Source organism: Amycolatopsis sp. NPDC101161 (assembly GCF_044768185.1).
Classification (GTDB): Bacteria; Actinomycetota; Actinomycetes; order Mycobacteriales; family Pseudonocardiaceae; genus Amycolatopsis.
The window spans coordinates 1,939,148-1,953,267 of the sequence record NZ_JBIWPI010000002.1 but is presented as its reverse complement, the minus strand read 5'-3'; the positions used below and the strand labels follow the sequence as shown (position 1 = coordinate 1,953,267).

Sequence of the window (14,120 nt, the reverse complement as noted above, 5' to 3'; positions counted from 1 at the left end):
TCAGGCCTCCAAGTCAGCGATCACCCCCTCGACGAACGCGCGCGATTCGGCCGCGCTCAAGGCGAGGGATGCCATGGTCTTCGCAGCGGACTTGTAAGCCGCCACCTGATCGTCATCGTAGAGGTACGCGCTGCCGCGGTACTGATCCAGAAAGACGATGGCGGGCAGGTCGAAGTACTCGAAAACGCTGAAGGAGCCGTTGAGCCCGGGGTGGTAGTCGCCGCCGGACGGGACCACGCGCACCTCGATCCGCCGCGGGAGGTCGAGCAGGTGGCGAAGCTGTTCGAGCAGGGTCTCCCGGCCGCCGACCTCCTGGCGGAGCGCGACTTCTCCGAGCACGATGGAACATTGCGGCGCGCGGTGCTCGCGCAGCGCGGCCTGGCGGATCATCCGCACCCGCAGGCGTTGGTCGATCAGCTGCGCCGGAGTGCCGCCGCGGGCCAGGATCGCCCGCGCGTAGTCGGGCGTCTGCAGCAGCCCGTGCACGACCATCGGCTGCCAACTGAAGATCGAGGCCGCGGTGCGCTCGTACTCGGCCAGCGTCGTCAGGATCGCCGGGGCGTCCGGCATCTCCTTCTCCAGCCAGTTCGGCTCCCGGGCGTGCTCGGCCAGCTCGAACAGCCGCTCCCGCTCCTCGACCGAAACCCGCAGCTGCCCGAGCAGGAGCGCGACCTCCTCGACCTTGGGCACCCGCAACCCCAGCTCCCAATTGGACAGTTCCGCCGGGTGCACGCCGGTGGCCCGGGCCAGCTGGCGCAGCCCGAACCCGCGCTCTTGGCGCGTCTTCCGCGACCCGAACCCCAGCGCTCTCGACCGGGGCGTCGCTATCGGTGGTGGCATGACCGCAGTGTGTCATCGACCACCGACAAAAACGGGCCCGGCGCCGTTGCCGATCCGCAACAGCGCCGGGCCCGTCCCGAAAGAACTCAGCCCTTGTTCTCGTACACCGCCGTGAGCACCGCGCGGGCGAGCGTGTGCCCGAACATGTTGAAGCCGAGGAACGCCGGGGTCGCGTCCTCCGGGACGTCCAGCTTGTCGACGTCCAGCGCGTGCACCGCGAAGTAGTAGCGGTGCGGGCCGTGCCCGGGCGGGGGCGCCGCGCCGAGGAACTGCTTGACGCCGCCGTCGCCCTTCAACGTGACCGCGCCTTCCGGCAGACCCGAGCCGTCGCCGGCACCGGAGGCCAGCTCCGTCACCGATGCCGGGATGTTGAACACGGCCCAGTGCCAGAAGCCGCTGCCGGTCGGGGCGTCCGGGTCGTAGCACGTCACCGCGAAGCTCTTCGTCTCCGCCGGGAAGCCTTCCCAGGCCAGCTGGGGCGAACGGTCTTCGCCGCCGGCGCCGAAGATGCCGGAGAGGTGGGGCATGGCGAGGGTTTCGCCGTCGGCGACATCGTTGCTGCGGAGGGTGAAGGACGGCACGTCGGGAAGGGATTCGTACGGGCCGGGTGCTTGCGGCATGGATCCTCCTGATCACGGAACTTCGAGCCTGGCGCCAGGTTAGGCCCCCCGAGCCACCCCCGCGTGTCAGGGACGGATCTCAGGGTCTTTCGGGGGGTTACCCCCATGTGCGCGCCCCTCACCCGGCCATAACGTTTCTCACGCAGAGGAAACAACTGAGGGGAACGACCATGGCGCGCCCGCTTCTGGCTCTGGGTGGCATCGTCCTGATCGGCGTCGGCCTGGCGACCGCGTTCGGCTGGGGCTGGGGATCGGACTTCGAGAACAGCAACACCCTCTCGGAGACCATCCGCAGCGTGAAGCTGGAAGGCGACTCGGGCTCGGTGAAGATCCGCACCGGGACGGGACCGTCGACGGTGCACGAAAAAATCAACTACCACTGGCGCAGCAAGCCGGGCGACACCTTCTACCGCGTCGACGGCGACCAGCTCGTGCTCACCGACTGCGGGAGCAACTGCTCGGTCGACTTCGAGGTGGTCGTGCCCGCGGGCGTGCCGGTGACCGGCCGGCTGGACTCGGGCGGCCTGGACGTCGCCGGGGTGGCGAGCGTGGACGTCCAGTCGGACTCCGGCCACGCGCGCGTCGAAGACGTGCCGGGCCTGGTGAAACTGCGGCTGGAGAGCGGCGGGATCGACCTGTCGGACGTCGGCGAGGTCCAGGTGCACGCCGACTCGGGCAGCGTCAAGGGCACCGGGGTGCGCGGGCCGGTCGACGTGACTGCGTCGAGCGGACGCGTCGACTTCACGTTGGCGCAGGCGAACAACGTCAAGATCAAGGCCGACAGCGGCAGCGTCGACGTCGAGGTGCCGGGCGGGCCGTACCGGGTCGTCGGGAACAGCGACAGCGGGCACCGCAGCATCGACGTCCCGACCGACGGCTCCGCGTCCAACACGCTCGACCTCACGACCGAAAGCGGCAGCGTCACGGTCCGCGCGGCCTGACCTTTTCCTTACTACGGGGGAACTTCCACCATGGGCAAGATCGAACGACGCGTGCTGGCGGCCGCGTTGCTGGGGGCCTTCGCGATGCTCGGCGTCGTCGGGTTCACGCGGGGGGAGGAATCCGCGGCGCCGGCGCAGGGGGTGCCGGTCGCCGCGGATTCCCACTATCGAGTGACTTCCTGGGTCGGCACTCCGGCGGAAGTCGTTGTGCAGCAAGGAAACCACGATTTCTTCCTCACTTCCTGGACCGGCCGCCGCTCCTGAACTGTCGGGGGTCGCTGTTAGGAAGGAAGCACGCCGAAGGACGGCGTGCAGGGGGAGGAACCACATCATGGACGTGCGCCGGGTCGTCGCGGTCATCGCGGCGGTCGTGGTCATGGGGGTCGTACCGGCTGTCGCTTCGGCGTCTCCGTCTTCGCTGACCTGGCGGCCGTGCGCGACGCAGCAAGAACCGACGGCCGAGTGCGCGACGGTCGACGTGCCGATCGACCGTGCGCGGCCGGAGCTGGGCTCGGCGCGGCTCGCACTGGCGCGGTTGCCGGCGCTCGATGCGTCCCGGCGGATCGGCTCATTGCTGGTGAACCCCGGCGGGCCGGGTGGCTCCGGCGTCGGGTTCGTGCAGTTCGGCGGCCTGGCGTCGCCGGACCTCGCGCGGCTGCGGCAGCGGTTCGACGTCGTGGGCTTCGACCCGCGCGGTGACTGGTTCAGCACGCCGCGCATCACCTGCGATCCCGGGACGTTGTTCGACCCGGCGCTCGACCGGTTCCCCGCTTCCCGGCCGGGCTTCGACGCGTTGGTCGCGCACAACCGCGCGGCGGGCGAGGACTGCCTGGCCCGGACCGGGCCGCTGCTGGCGAACGCGGACACGCAGAGTGCGGCGGAGGACATCGAGACGATCCGCGCGGCGCTCGGTGAGCCGAAGATCTCGTGGCTGGGCCTGTCGTACGGCACCGAACTGGGCGCGGTCTACGCGTCGAAGCACCCCGACCGGGTGCGGACGATGGTGCTCGACGGCGCCGTCGACCACGCCCGCCCGCTGCGTCAGGCGATCCTCGAGGAGGCCGCGGCGACCGAGGACGCGCTGGTCCGGTTCGCGGATTGGTGCGGTGGCTCGGCCGAGTGCGCCCTGCATGGCCGGGACGTCCTCCGCTTCTACGACGACGTCGTGAGCCGGGCGTCGCGCGGCGCGGTGTGGGCGAGCGACCTGGGCCGCCCGGCGACGGCCGACGAGGTCTCGGCGGGCGTCTACAACCACCTCTACATCCGGGCGGAGTGGCCGGCGCTGGGCGGGGCCCTGGCCGCGGCCGGCGGCGAGTTCCCGGACGCCCGCGGGCTGACCGAGCGGAACCAGTTCCTCTCGCCGATCTACGGGGCGTACCGCGCGATCGGCTGCCACGACTTCCCGTCGCCGTTCACCGGGCCGGCGGACATGGGCGTGACGGCCGGGCTGCTCCGCGCGGTGGCGCCGCACAGCTGGCGGTACTCGGAGTTCTGGGACTTCACCAGCGGCTGCACGGGCTGGCCGGTCCCGCCGAAGAACCCACCCCAGCCCCACCCCGTCCACGGCGCCCCGCCGATCCTGGTGGTGGGCGGCGCCCACGACCCGGCGACGCCGCTGTCCTGGGCCCGGGGCCTGGCGGCGAGCATCGACGGCGCGGCCCTGCTGACGCGCACCGACGACGGCCACACGGGCCTGTTCAACTCGGCGTGCGCACGCGAGGCCGAGGTGAACTACCTGGTGAGCGGGCTCACACCCGGTTCCCGCCAACTCTGCCGGGGATCCCGGGAACAAGAACCCGGATCGCCTCGTTAGGCTGGGTACAAAGGTTGAGCGCAGTCGACTCAAGTCCAGCTTGACGAGGTGTGCGAAAGCCGGATAGAACTTGCCAGAGCCCCGCTCAAGGTGGGGATGAACGTGCAGGTCACGAACATAGCAGGCTTACACAGGAGGAAAGCACCATGGCGCGAGCGGTCGGCATCGACCTCGGCACGACCAACTCGGTCGTCGCCGTCCTTGAGGGCGGCGAGCCGACGGTCATCGCCAACTCGGAAGGCTCCCGGACCACCCCTTCGATCGTCGCCTTCGCCAAGAACGGCGAAGTGCTGACCGGTCAGCCGGCGAAGAACCAGGCCGTGACGAACGTCGACCGGACGATCCGGTCCGTGAAGCGGCACATCGGCACCGACTGGAAGACCGAGATCGACGGCAAGAACTACACGTCGCAGGAGATCAGCGCCCGGGTGCTGATGAAGCTCAAGCGTGACGCCGAGGCGTACCTGGGCGAGACCATCACCGACGCGGTGATCACCGTCCCGGCGTACTTCGAGGACGCGCAGCGGCAGGCCACCAAGGAGGCCGGGCAGATCGCCGGCCTGAACGTGCTCCGCATCGTCAACGAGCCGACCGCCGCCGCGCTGGCGTACGGCCTGGACAAGGGCGAGAAGGAGCAGACCATCCTGGTCTTCGACCTCGGTGGTGGCACGTTCGACGTCTCGCTGCTGGAGATCGGCGAGGGCGTCGTCGAGGTCCGCGCGACCTCCGGTGACAACCACCTCGGTGGTGACGACTGGGACGAGCGCATCGTCAAGTGGCTGGTCGACAAGTTCAAGGCTGCGAACGGCATCGACCTGACCAAGGACAAGATGGCGCTGCAGCGCATCCGCGAGGCGGCGGAGAAGGCGAAGATCGAGCTGTCCAGCTCGAACTCGGCCGGCATCAACCTGCCGTACATCACCGTGGACGCGGACAAGAACCCGCTGTTCCTCGACGAGCAGCTCTCGCGCGCCGAGTTCCAGAAGATCACCTCGGACCTGCTGGACCGCACCAAGGCGCCGTTCAACAACGTCATCCGTGACGCGGGCATCTCCGTCGGCGACATCGACCACGTCGTGCTCGTCGGTGGTTCCACCCGCATGCCGGCCGTCGCCGAGCTGGTCAAGGAGCTGACCGGCGGCCGCGAGCCGAACAAGGGCGTGAACCCGGACGAGGTCGTCGCGGTCGGCGCGGCGCTGCAGGCCGGTGTCCTGAAGGGTGAGGTCAAGGACGTCCTGCTGCTGGACGTGACCCCGCTGTCGCTGGGCATCGAGACCAAGGGTGGCGTCTTCACCAAGCTCATCGAGCGCAACACCACGATCCCGACCAAGCGTTCGGAGATCTTCTCCACCGCGGACGACAACCAGCCGTCGGTGCAGATCCAGGTGTTCCAGGGTGAGCGCGAGATCGCCGCGCACAACAAGAAGCTCGGCATGTTCGAGCTGACCGGTCTCCCGCCCGCCCCGCGTGGCGTGCCGCAGATCGAGGTCACCTTCGACATCGACGCCAACGGCATCGTGCACGTGACCGCGAAGGACCTGGGCACGAACAAGGAGCAGTCGATGACGATCACCGGTGGCTCCGCGCTGCCGAAGGACGACATCGAGCGCATGGTCAAGGACGCCGAGGCGCACGCCGAGGAGGACAAGACCCGGCGCGAAGAGGCCGAGACCCGCAACCAGGCCGAGACGCTGGTCTACCAGACCGAGAAGTTCCTCAAGGACAACGACGACAAGCTGCCCGAGGACCTCAAGGGCAAGGTCAAGTCCGCGATCGACGAGTCGAACGAGGCGCTCAAGGGCACCGACTCGGCGAAGATCCGCGAGTCGATCGAGAAGCTGAACACCGCTTCGCAGGAGCTGGGCACGGCCCTGTACGCCAACGCGAACGCCGACGCGGCGGCCGGTGCGGCCGGTGCCTCGGGCGCTGCCGGTGACGCCGGTGCGGCCGGCGGCCAGGCCAAGGCCGATGACGTGGTGGACGCCGAGATCGTCGAAGAGGACGAGAAGAAGTGACCCACAGCTACGACGAATCCGAGAACCAGGGCCGAGGCCCCGAGGAGCCGGTGGTCGTGCGGGATCGGCGGCGGGTGGACCCCCAGACCGGGCAGGTCCGCCCGCCCGGTCCGGCCCACGCGGCACCGGAGCCGGAGGACGCGCCCGTGGAGCACGCGGGCCCGTCGCTCGGCGAGTCCATTGTGGACGAGTCGGTGTCGGTCGTCTCCGACGTCGAGAAGGAGCTGGCCGAGCGCACCGCCGACCTCCAGCGCCTGCAGGCGGAGTACGCCAACTACCGCAAGCGGGTCGAGCGCGACCGCGAGGCGGTCGTCCTCGGCGCGAAGGCGACCGTGGTGAACGACCTGCTGCCGCTGCTCGACGACCTCGAGCGGGCCGAGCAGCACGGTGACCTCACCGGCGCGTTCAAGGCGGTCGGCGACAAGCTGATCAGCGGCCTGCAGCGCGCGGGGCTCGAGTCGTTCGGCACCGAGGGCGAGACCTTCGACCCGAGCGTGCACGAGGCCGTGCAGCACAACACCTCGCCGGACGTGGCGGGCCCGACGGTCACCGTGGTCATGCGCCGCGGCTACCGCTTCGGGGACCGCGTTCTGCGGGCGGCGCTGGTCGGCGTGACCGACCACGAGCCCGGCGCGGCCCCGGTGGACCCGTCCGTCGGTGGCGAGCTGCCACTCGACGGCGGACTCGATGACCAGCAGCAGTAAGAAAAACCCAGTGGGAGGAGGAGACGCCCGATGAGCGCACGGGAATGGATCGGTAAGGACTTCTACCGTGAGCTGGGCGTCTCCTCCGACGCCACGGCGGACGAGATCAAGAAGGCCTACCGCAAGCTGGCCAAGGAGAACCACCCGGACGCGAACGCCGGCAACGCGCAGGCGGAGCAGAAGTTCAAGGCGGTCTCCGAGGCCTACGGCGTGCTCTCCGACGCGAGCAAGCGCAAGGAGTACGACGAGGCGCGGCGCCTGTTCGGCGGCGGGGGCGGGTTCAACTTCCCCGGCGGTGGCGGCGGAGCCGGCGGCTTCGACATGGGCGACATCTTCGGCCAGGCCGGAGGCAGCCAGCAGGCCGGCTTCGGCGGGCTCGGCGACATCCTCGGCGGGCTGTTCGGCCGCGGCCGGACGACGGCGGGTGCGACGGCCAACCGGCCGCAGCGCGGCGCCGACGTCGAGACGGACGTGCGGATCGACTTCGTCGAGGCGGTCAAGGGCGCGACCCTGCCGCTGCGGCTGTCGAGCCCGGCGACCTGTTCGACGTGCGGCGGCAACGGCGCGAAGCCGGGGACGTCGCCGCGGACCTGCCCGACCTGTTCCGGGTCGGGGCTGGTCAGCCGCAGCCAGGGCGCGTTCGCCTTCTCCGAGCCGTGCCGCGACTGCCGTGGCCGCGGGACGATCATCGACGACCCGTGCCCGGAGTGCGGTGGCGAGGGCGTCAGCACGCGGACTCGCACGCTGACCGTCCGGATCCCGCCGGGCGTCGAAGACGACCAGCGGATCCGGCTGGCGGGCCAGGGCGAGCCGGGCCGGGGTGGCGCGCAAGCGGGCGATCTGTACGTCCGGGTGCACGTGGCCCCGCACGCGTTGTTCGGCCGCAAGCCGAAGTCGCTCGACCTGACGCTCACCGTGCCGGTGGACTTCACCGAGCTGACGCTCGGCACCACCATCACGGTGCCGACGCTGGACGCCAAGGTCTCGCTCAAGGTGCCGCCGGGCACCGCGAGCGGGCGGGTGTTGCGCGTGCGCGGCAAGGGCATCGCCAAGCGCGACGGTTCGCAAGGTGACCTGCTCGTCACCCTCCAGGCGGCGATTCCCGCCAAACTGGACGACAAGGCGCGCGAGGCACTGCAGGCGTACGCCGAGGCGATGGCCGGGCACGACCCCCGGCCCGAGATCACTGAGCTGCTCGAAGGCAGGTGAGTGCGGTGTTCGGCGGGATTCCGCAGGAGGGCGACGAAGAGACCCCGGTGTTCGTCATCTCGGTGGCGGCCCAGCTCGCCGGGATGCACGCGCAGACGTTGCGCACGTACGACCGGCAGGGCCTGGTGTCGCCGGGCCGCACCGCCGGCGGCGGGCGGCGCTACTCGATGCGGGACATCGCGTTGCTGCGCGAGGTGCAACGTCTGTCGCAAGAGGACGGTGTGAACCTGGCCGGCATCAAGCGCATCATCGAGCTGGAGAACCAGGTCGACGCGCTGAGGGCCCGGCTTTCGGAGATCACCGAGGAACTGGCGGCGGCGTACGCGGCGGCGGAACAGGCCGCGGCGGCGGCGCACGCGTCCTACCGGCGGGACCTGGTCCCGCTCAACCAGCAGACGGCGATGGTGGTCTGGCGGCCGAAGCGCCGCTGACCGCTGAAGCGAAGAGGGCCTCCCCGGGCAACCGGAGAGGCCCTCTTGCGTTAGAGCTCCAATCGGGGCCAGGCGGCCAAATCCGCCAGCATCCGGCGGTCGTGTGTCGCCACCACCACCGCGGCCGGCGTCTTCAGCAACGCCTCCGTCAGCTCGTCGACCAGCGTGGCCGACAGGTGGTTGGTCGGCTCGTCGAACACCAGCAAGTCCGGGCGTCCTGCCAGGCGCAAGGCCAGGTCGAGCCGGCGCTGCTGGCCCTGGGACATCCGGCCCACCGGGGTCCGCAACGCTTCCGCGTCGAGCAAGCCCACGGCCGAGAACGGAACCCCCTCCCGCTCGAACAGCCGGCGAGCCGTGAGCTCCTCCGGCCACGACGGGACTTCCTGGCCCACCAACGCGATCCGGGCGTCGGGAGCTCGCCGGACCGTCCCGCTCGTCGGGGCCAGCTCGCCGGTCAGGGCCGACAGGAGCGTCGACTTGCCCGTTCCGTTTCCGCCCGTGACGAGCAGCCGGTCGCCGCGGGCGATCGTCAACGTGACCGGCCCGCGGAGGCGGCCGGCCACCGCGACCTCGTGCACGTCGATCAGCGAACGGCGAGACTCCGTGCCGAAATCGGGCCAGCGCAACGACAACGGTGGCTCCGGCACCGTCACGCGGTGCGCCTCCAGCGCGGCCCGCTCGCGGTTCAGCGCCTGGACCACACCGGGCGCGTGCGACTGGCGCTTGTGCCGTCCGGTGCCCTTGTCCGGCCGCCAGCTCGTGCTGAGCCGGTCGCGGGCCTGCGTCACCGCGAGTGTCAGCTGCCGGTGGGTGTCCTGCTGCTCCTCGAACTCCTGGAGCCAGCGCTCGCGGTCGCGGCGGCGACCGTCCTGCCAGGCCTGGTACCCGCCTGCGTACGTCCGCGGGCGGCCGTCCTGGCTGGGGTCGAGGTCGAGGAACTCCGAAGCGACGTCGGCGAGCAGCGCGCGGTCGTGGCTGACCAGGGCGACGCCGCCGTCGTGCCCGCGCAGGCGGGTGGTGAGGAACGCGAGGCCGTCAGCGTCGAGGTGGTTGCCGGGCTCGTCGAGCAGCAGGAAGTCGTGCCGCGCGCCGAGCAGGCAGGCCAGGCGCACGCGGTAGCGCTGCCCGACCGAGAGCGTGCTCAGTTCGCGGCTTCGGTCGGTGCACGCGGCGAGCGCTTCGAGGGCGACGTCGACGCGGCGTTCGGCGTCCCACGCGTCGAGGCGCGTGGCCGCTTCGAGCGCGACGGCGTAGCGGTCTTCCTCGAAGTCCGACGCCGCCGCGTCGAGTGCTCGCAACGCGTCGTGGGATTCGCGCAGGGATTCGGTGGTCAGCGTGCCGACGGTTTCGCCGGACCGGAACGGCAGCGCCTGCCGGGCGACGCCGACCGTGCCCGTCCGGTGGACGGTGCCGTGGTCGGGCGCCCGGAGCCCGGCGAGGACGTGCAGCAAGGTGGTCTTGCCGCGCCCGTTCTCACCGACGATGGCCAGCCGGGACCGGGCCGACACCGTGACGCTCACGTCGTGCAGGACCCGGCGGGAGCCGAGGGTGACGCCGACGCCTTCCGCGCGCAGGTGGGCGTGTTCGGTCGCAAGGGGGTTCAAGGGATGCTCCGCAGCTCTGGAGGGAGCCGGGCAGCACAAGAGGGGCCGCCCGGCGATGGCCGGAACGGCGGGCAGGGAAGTTCGGTGCACCGCCGCTAGCGGCGGTTGCGCAACCTCGCGAAGACGGCGAAGGAGAAGGTCATGATCGCGAGGCTAGTGCGGCGCGGGAAGCCGGCCAAGCGAATTTCGGCGCAGGGCGGCGGCAGCGGCGGCGCCGGCGCAGGGAGGGGTGCGGGGGCGACCGCGGCGGGGCGAGTTGGGCGACCGCGGCGGAGCGGCGCGCTCGGGTAAGGCCGCAATCGCAACCGACCGCGACCGACCGCGAGCAGCCGGGCAGGTGGCTGCTCGCGGTCCGCGCCGCGGGGACGTCACACCTTGAAGTTCAGCAGCTGCTTGACCTCCGCCGTCCGCGACTCGATCACCCTCCGGGCCAGGTCGCGGGCCTGGGCGTTGACTCCGCCGCTTGCCGAGTTCTCCGTCTGGGCCAGCTCGACCGCTCCTTGCTGCTGGCCCGACAGCACGTCGAGGAACTTGCGCGGGAACTCGGCGGCCGGGGCCGTGCGGAGCGCGCCCACCACGTCCGGCGACGTCATCTTCATGCCGCCGTGGCCCGCGTGAGCCTGCGGGTTCATGTCCATCGACTCCGGCTGGGACCAGGCGCGGAGCCAGTTCCGCATGTCGGTGATCTCGGTCCGCTGGGTCGACTCGATCGCCGCCGCCAGCTCCTTCAGCGCCGGTGGCAACGGGTCCGCGGCCAGGCGGACGAGGTCGATCCCCTGCTGGTTCTGCGGGATCAGCATCTGCAGGAACATCACATCGGCCGCGTTGTACGCGGGTGGGGCCGCCGTCGCGCTGCAACTCGTCAGCAGCAACGCGACGACGGCGAGCCACACCCTCACTGGCGCTGCCAGAGCGCCGGGGTGTTCGGCGGCTCCCAGCCCGCGATCGCCGTGTGCGGCTGGATGCAGCGGTAGCTCACGCCGTTGTAGGTGACCACGTCACCGACCTTGTACGCCGTCCCGGCCGCCCACGTACCGCTCGACGGCGGGGTCGTCGGGGTGGTGGTCGGCGGGCGGGTCGTCGTCGGGGGCGGGGTCGTCGTGGTCGGCGGCGGGGTCGTCGTGCCGCCGCCTCCGATCTGCAGGTCGACGCAGCTGTAGAACGCGTTGGCCGTGTCGGAGATGTTCCAGATCGCCAGCACCTTGACCCGGCCCGAGTAGCCGGACAGGTTCACCGTGTGCTGCACCGTCGCCGGTGGCTGCTGGCCGTTGCCGTTGAACGACGCCACGAGCGTGTTGCCGACGTAGTACTCGTAGCTCTTGGTGGCGTGGCGGGCGGTGAACACCCAGTTGAACGTCACCGACGTGCCGACCGACTTGGCCGGCCAGGGCTTGGACTCGTCGGCCAGCTCGGCGAACTGCGCCAGCCCGGCGTTGCAGCTGCGCAGGCCCTTCGGCCCTTCGACGCTCTGGGGTTCGTAGACGATCTGGCCGCAGTCCGGGACCTTCCCCGCCGCGCAGTTGGCCTGCCGGCTGGGCGGGTCAGAGATGTAGCCGTGCGCGCTCGCGGTGGTGGCGGGGAGGACGACGACCAGCACCGGGGCGAGCAGGACACCGGCGGCGGCCGCGAAAAGCTTTCTGTTCCAGGTCATTTCGGCTCCTCGAAGGGGAACAGCTTTGTTCCAAGGGGAGGGCGAACGAGCACATCCGGGGAAGATGTGGTCTAGACCATAAGTCGATTCGGGCACAACGGTCAACGAACTACAGCCGTTCGGCGAAAAGGCTAGCCCGCTCGGCTCAGTGCGAAGGTCGCGCCGGTTGCTGCAGGTGTTCGCCGAAGAACGCCGTCACCCGGCGCCACGCGTCTTCGGACGCCTCGTGGTGGTAGGTGAACCCGACGACCTTGAGCAGCAGGTTCAGCGGGGCCGCGACCTCGATCTTGTTGGCGAACCCGTGACTCGCGCCGTCGTACTCCTTGACGTCGTGCGGGATCTCACGCTCGGTGAGCGCCGTCTCGAGCTTCGCCGCCGCGCCGCGCAGCGAGAAGTCCTTCTTGCCGAAGCTCGCGACGATCGGGCACGCGTCGTCGAGGACCGACAGGTTCTTCGGCAACTGCCCGTAGTACGGCGCCGACGCCTCGAAGCCGCGCGACGCCGCGACGAGCGCGAAGCCGCCGCCCATGCAGAACCCGGCGATGCCGATCCGGCCCGACGAGTCCGGGCGGGCGGCCAGGAGAGCGCGCGACGCCTCGATGTCGTCGAACGTCCGGCCCTGGTTCGCGAACATGTCCGAGAACACGCGGCGCACGCAGCGGCGCATCCCGCCGCGCGAGTACAGGTCCGGGCTGAGCGCGAGGTAACCCTCGGCGGCGAAGCGGTCGGTGATGTTCTTCGTGTCCTGGCTCAGCCCGAACGCGTCGTGGATGAGCACCACGCCCGGGTGCGGTCCCTCGCCGGCCGGCTCCGCCAGGTAGCCGCCGATCGTGCCGTCCGAAACCGGAATAGTCGTCTCCATATCGGCGAAGATAGCGAGAATCGACGCCGCCCGCGCGCGTGGCTGAGAGCCGGCTCAGTCCAGCGTGAACGGGTCGAACCGGATGCGCTCGAGCTCGACGCCGGCGGCCAGCAGCTTCGCGATCGTCGCCCGGATCATCGGGGGCGAGCCGGAGACGAGGACGTCGTGGTCCTGCCACTCGCCGCGCTGGGTCACCGCGTGGGCGAGCGTGCCGCGGTCGCCGCCCAGGACCGCGCCCTCCTCGGTCACCGGGGTCACCGTCAGCCACTTCGACACCGCGGTCAGCCGCCGGAGGTCGTCCAGCGCGTAGAGGTCCTCCGGTCTTCGGCCGCCGAAGAACAGGTGCACCGGCGGGTTGCGCTTCCAGTGCGCGAGGTCGTCGAGGATCGAGACGAACGGGGTGACGCCGGTCCCGCCGGCGATCATCAGCAGCCGCTTCCGCGTCGCGGTCGGGCGCACGTTGAGCGTGCCCATCGCCGGCCCGAGCCGCCAGACGTCCCCCGGCTTGGTGTGGTTGACGATGGTGCCGCTGACCCAGCCGCCGGGCACCGCGCGCACGTGGAACGTCATCTGGCCGTCGCCGCGCGGCGCACTCGCCGGGGAGAGGTAGCGCCACATCCGCGGCCGCTGCGGCACCTCCACGCTCACGTAGCTGCCGGCCCGGTAGGGCAACAGCCCCTCGGTCTGCACGCGCACCATCGCGACGTCGCGGGACAGCCGGCGGTGGTCGAGCACCCGCGCCGCCCACGACGCCGGCCCGGTCTCGGCCTGCGCGGCCTCGCGCATGGTCTTGGCGATGAGCCCGTACGCCGTCGTCCACGCGGCCTCCACCTCGTGCGTCCACTTCTGCTTGAGGAACCGTTTCAACGCGGCGAGCAACGCGGTCCCGACGGCGTCGTAGTGGCGGGAGATGACGGCGAACTTGCGGTGGTCGCGGCCCAGCTGGCCGAGGAACGTGACCAGGTCGTCGGGCCGGTCGACCATCTGCACGACGTACACCAGCGCGCGCAGCAGCCTGCTGCGCTGGCTGGTCATGGTGACCGGGAACATGTCGCGGCAATCCGGGGCGATGACGAACAAAGCACCGTAGAAGTACTGCGCGAGTTCGTCGGCTTTCGGTTCGATCTCCGCAAAACTTTCACGAATAAGCCGGGCCAGCTCGCGGCCTTCCACGGCCGAAACGGGAACGGTCTGGGGCAGCGGGGAAACCCTCAGTGATTCAGCGTTCATCGGGAACGGTAATCTCCAGTCGTACAAAGGCTTTTTCGTGCCGTGTGTGCGGCGTCGCCGTGCGGTGCCGCCCCCGAGGGTTCCCGACTGTAGGCGAATTCCCGTGCAGATGCGCGTGATTCCGCGCGGTCCCGCTCGAACGGAGCAATTTCGCCACACGCGGTCAACCTCGTCTGGCGCTGCGTAAAAACGATCACCCG

General features: G+C 70.5%; 14 protein-coding genes. 7 read left to right on the top strand and 7 right to left on the bottom strand.

Features of this window, described 5'->3' with window-relative positions:
- Together ACIRSS_RS20685 and ACIRSS_RS20680 are read right to left on the bottom strand one after the other, a co-directional pair.
- On the bottom strand, window positions 1–840 hold the full coding sequence (locus tag ACIRSS_RS20685) for a helix-turn-helix transcriptional regulator (protein WP_400897032.1): 840 nt from the start codon (window positions 838–840) through the stop codon (window positions 1–3).
- A gap of 86 nt (window positions 841–926) precedes the next feature.
- Complete coding sequence (locus ACIRSS_RS20680) at window positions 927–1,460, bottom strand: YbhB/YbcL family Raf kinase inhibitor-like protein (protein ID WP_400897030.1); 534 nt, start codon at window positions 1,458–1,460, stop codon at window positions 927–929.
- 170 nt (window positions 1,461–1,630) lie between these two features.
- On the opposite strand from ACIRSS_RS20680, the gene ACIRSS_RS20675 reads away from it, so the two are divergent.
- From ACIRSS_RS20675 to ACIRSS_RS20645, 7 genes are all read left to right on the top strand, one after another.
- Complete coding sequence (locus ACIRSS_RS20675) at window positions 1,631–2,401, top strand: DUF4097 family beta strand repeat-containing protein (protein ID WP_400897028.1); 771 nt, start codon at window positions 1,631–1,633, stop codon at window positions 2,399–2,401.
- Between the two features lie 30 nt (window positions 2,402–2,431).
- Window positions 2,432–2,665 (top strand): hypothetical protein, encoded by a 234-nt coding sequence (locus tag ACIRSS_RS20670; RefSeq protein ID WP_400897026.1) that lies wholly within the window; start codon window positions 2,432–2,434, stop codon window positions 2,663–2,665.
- Window positions 2,666–2,732: 67 nt separating this feature from the next.
- On the top strand, window positions 2,733–4,214 hold the full coding sequence (locus ACIRSS_RS20665; RefSeq protein ID WP_400897024.1) for an alpha/beta hydrolase: 1,482 nt from the start codon (window positions 2,733–2,735) through the stop codon (window positions 4,212–4,214).
- 146 nt (window positions 4,215–4,360) lie between these two features.
- Window positions 4,361–6,229 (top strand): molecular chaperone DnaK, encoded by a 1,869-nt coding sequence (gene dnaK, locus ACIRSS_RS20660; RefSeq protein ID WP_400897022.1) that lies wholly within the window; start codon window positions 4,361–4,363, stop codon window positions 6,227–6,229.
- Window positions 6,226–6,933, top strand: coding sequence for a nucleotide exchange factor GrpE (grpE, locus tag ACIRSS_RS20655; RefSeq protein WP_400897020.1), 708 nt, complete (start codon window positions 6,226–6,228; stop codon window positions 6,931–6,933). The genes dnaK and grpE overlap by 4 nt, the downstream gene beginning before the upstream one ends.
- 30 nt (window positions 6,934–6,963) lie before the next feature.
- Entirely contained in the window at window positions 6,964–8,142 is a 1,179-nt protein-coding gene (dnaJ, locus tag ACIRSS_RS20650; RefSeq protein WP_400897018.1) for a molecular chaperone DnaJ, read from the top strand.
- A 5-nt stretch (window positions 8,143–8,147) separates the two neighbouring features.
- Window positions 8,148–8,573: a heat shock protein transcriptional repressor HspR gene (locus ACIRSS_RS20645; protein WP_400897588.1), complete on the top strand. Its 426-nt coding sequence runs from the start codon at window positions 8,148–8,150 to the stop codon at window positions 8,571–8,573.
- Window positions 8,574–8,623: 50 nt separating this feature from the next.
- Here the strand turns inward: ACIRSS_RS20645 and ACIRSS_RS20640 are convergent, their stop codons facing one another.
- The 5 genes from ACIRSS_RS20640 to ACIRSS_RS20620 all read right to left on the bottom strand — a co-directional run bounded on the left by ACIRSS_RS20640 (window position 8,624) and on the right by ACIRSS_RS20620 (window position 13,848).
- Window positions 8,624–10,177, bottom strand: a complete 1,554-nt coding sequence (locus ACIRSS_RS20640) for an ATP-binding cassette domain-containing protein (RefSeq protein ID WP_400897016.1) — start codon at window positions 10,175–10,177, stop codon at window positions 8,624–8,626.
- A gap of 368 nt (window positions 10,178–10,545) precedes the next feature.
- Window positions 10,546–11,076: a DUF305 domain-containing protein gene (locus ACIRSS_RS20635; RefSeq protein ID WP_400897014.1), complete on the bottom strand. Its 531-nt coding sequence runs from the start codon at window positions 11,074–11,076 to the stop codon at window positions 10,546–10,548.
- The gene (locus ACIRSS_RS20630) at window positions 11,073–11,828 is read right to left on the bottom strand and encodes a lytic polysaccharide monooxygenase (RefSeq protein ID WP_400897012.1); all 756 of its coding nucleotides are present in this window, start codon (window positions 11,826–11,828) and stop codon (window positions 11,073–11,075) included. The genes ACIRSS_RS20635 and ACIRSS_RS20630 overlap by 4 nt, the downstream gene beginning before the upstream one ends.
- Before the next feature lie 145 nt (window positions 11,829–11,973).
- Window positions 11,974–12,690, bottom strand: coding sequence for a dienelactone hydrolase family protein (locus ACIRSS_RS20625; protein ID WP_400897010.1), 717 nt, complete (start codon window positions 12,688–12,690; stop codon window positions 11,974–11,976).
- A gap of 54 nt (window positions 12,691–12,744) precedes the next feature.
- On the bottom strand, window positions 12,745–13,848 hold the full coding sequence (locus tag ACIRSS_RS20620; protein WP_400897587.1) for a globin domain-containing protein: 1,104 nt from the start codon (window positions 13,846–13,848) through the stop codon (window positions 12,745–12,747).
- Window positions 13,849–14,120 lie beyond the last annotated feature (272 nt).

Coding starts and splice junctions, on each gene's coding strand:
- ACIRSS_RS20685 (WP_400897032.1), bottom strand. CDS start 840: ATGCCACCACCGATAGCGACGCCCCGGTCGAGAGCGCTGGGGTTCGGG.
- ACIRSS_RS20680 (WP_400897030.1), bottom strand. CDS start 1,460: ATGCCGCAAGCACCCGGCCCGTACGAATCCCTTCCCGACGTGCCGTCC.
- ACIRSS_RS20675 (WP_400897028.1), top strand. CDS start 1,631: ATGGCGCGCCCGCTTCTGGCTCTGGGTGGCATCGTCCTGATCGGCGTC.
- ACIRSS_RS20670 (WP_400897026.1), top strand. CDS start 2,432: ATGGGCAAGATCGAACGACGCGTGCTGGCGGCCGCGTTGCTGGGGGCC.
- ACIRSS_RS20665 (WP_400897024.1), top strand. CDS start 2,733: ATGGACGTGCGCCGGGTCGTCGCGGTCATCGCGGCGGTCGTGGTCATG.
- dnaK (WP_400897022.1), top strand. CDS start 4,361: ATGGCGCGAGCGGTCGGCATCGACCTCGGCACGACCAACTCGGTCGTC.
- dnaJ (WP_400897018.1), top strand. CDS start 6,964: ATGAGCGCACGGGAATGGATCGGTAAGGACTTCTACCGTGAGCTGGGC.
- ACIRSS_RS20630 (WP_400897012.1), bottom strand. CDS start 11,828: ATGACCTGGAACAGAAAGCTTTTCGCGGCCGCCGCCGGTGTCCTGCTC.
- ACIRSS_RS20625 (WP_400897010.1), bottom strand. CDS start 12,690: ATGGAGACGACTATTCCGGTTTCGGACGGCACGATCGGCGGCTACCTG.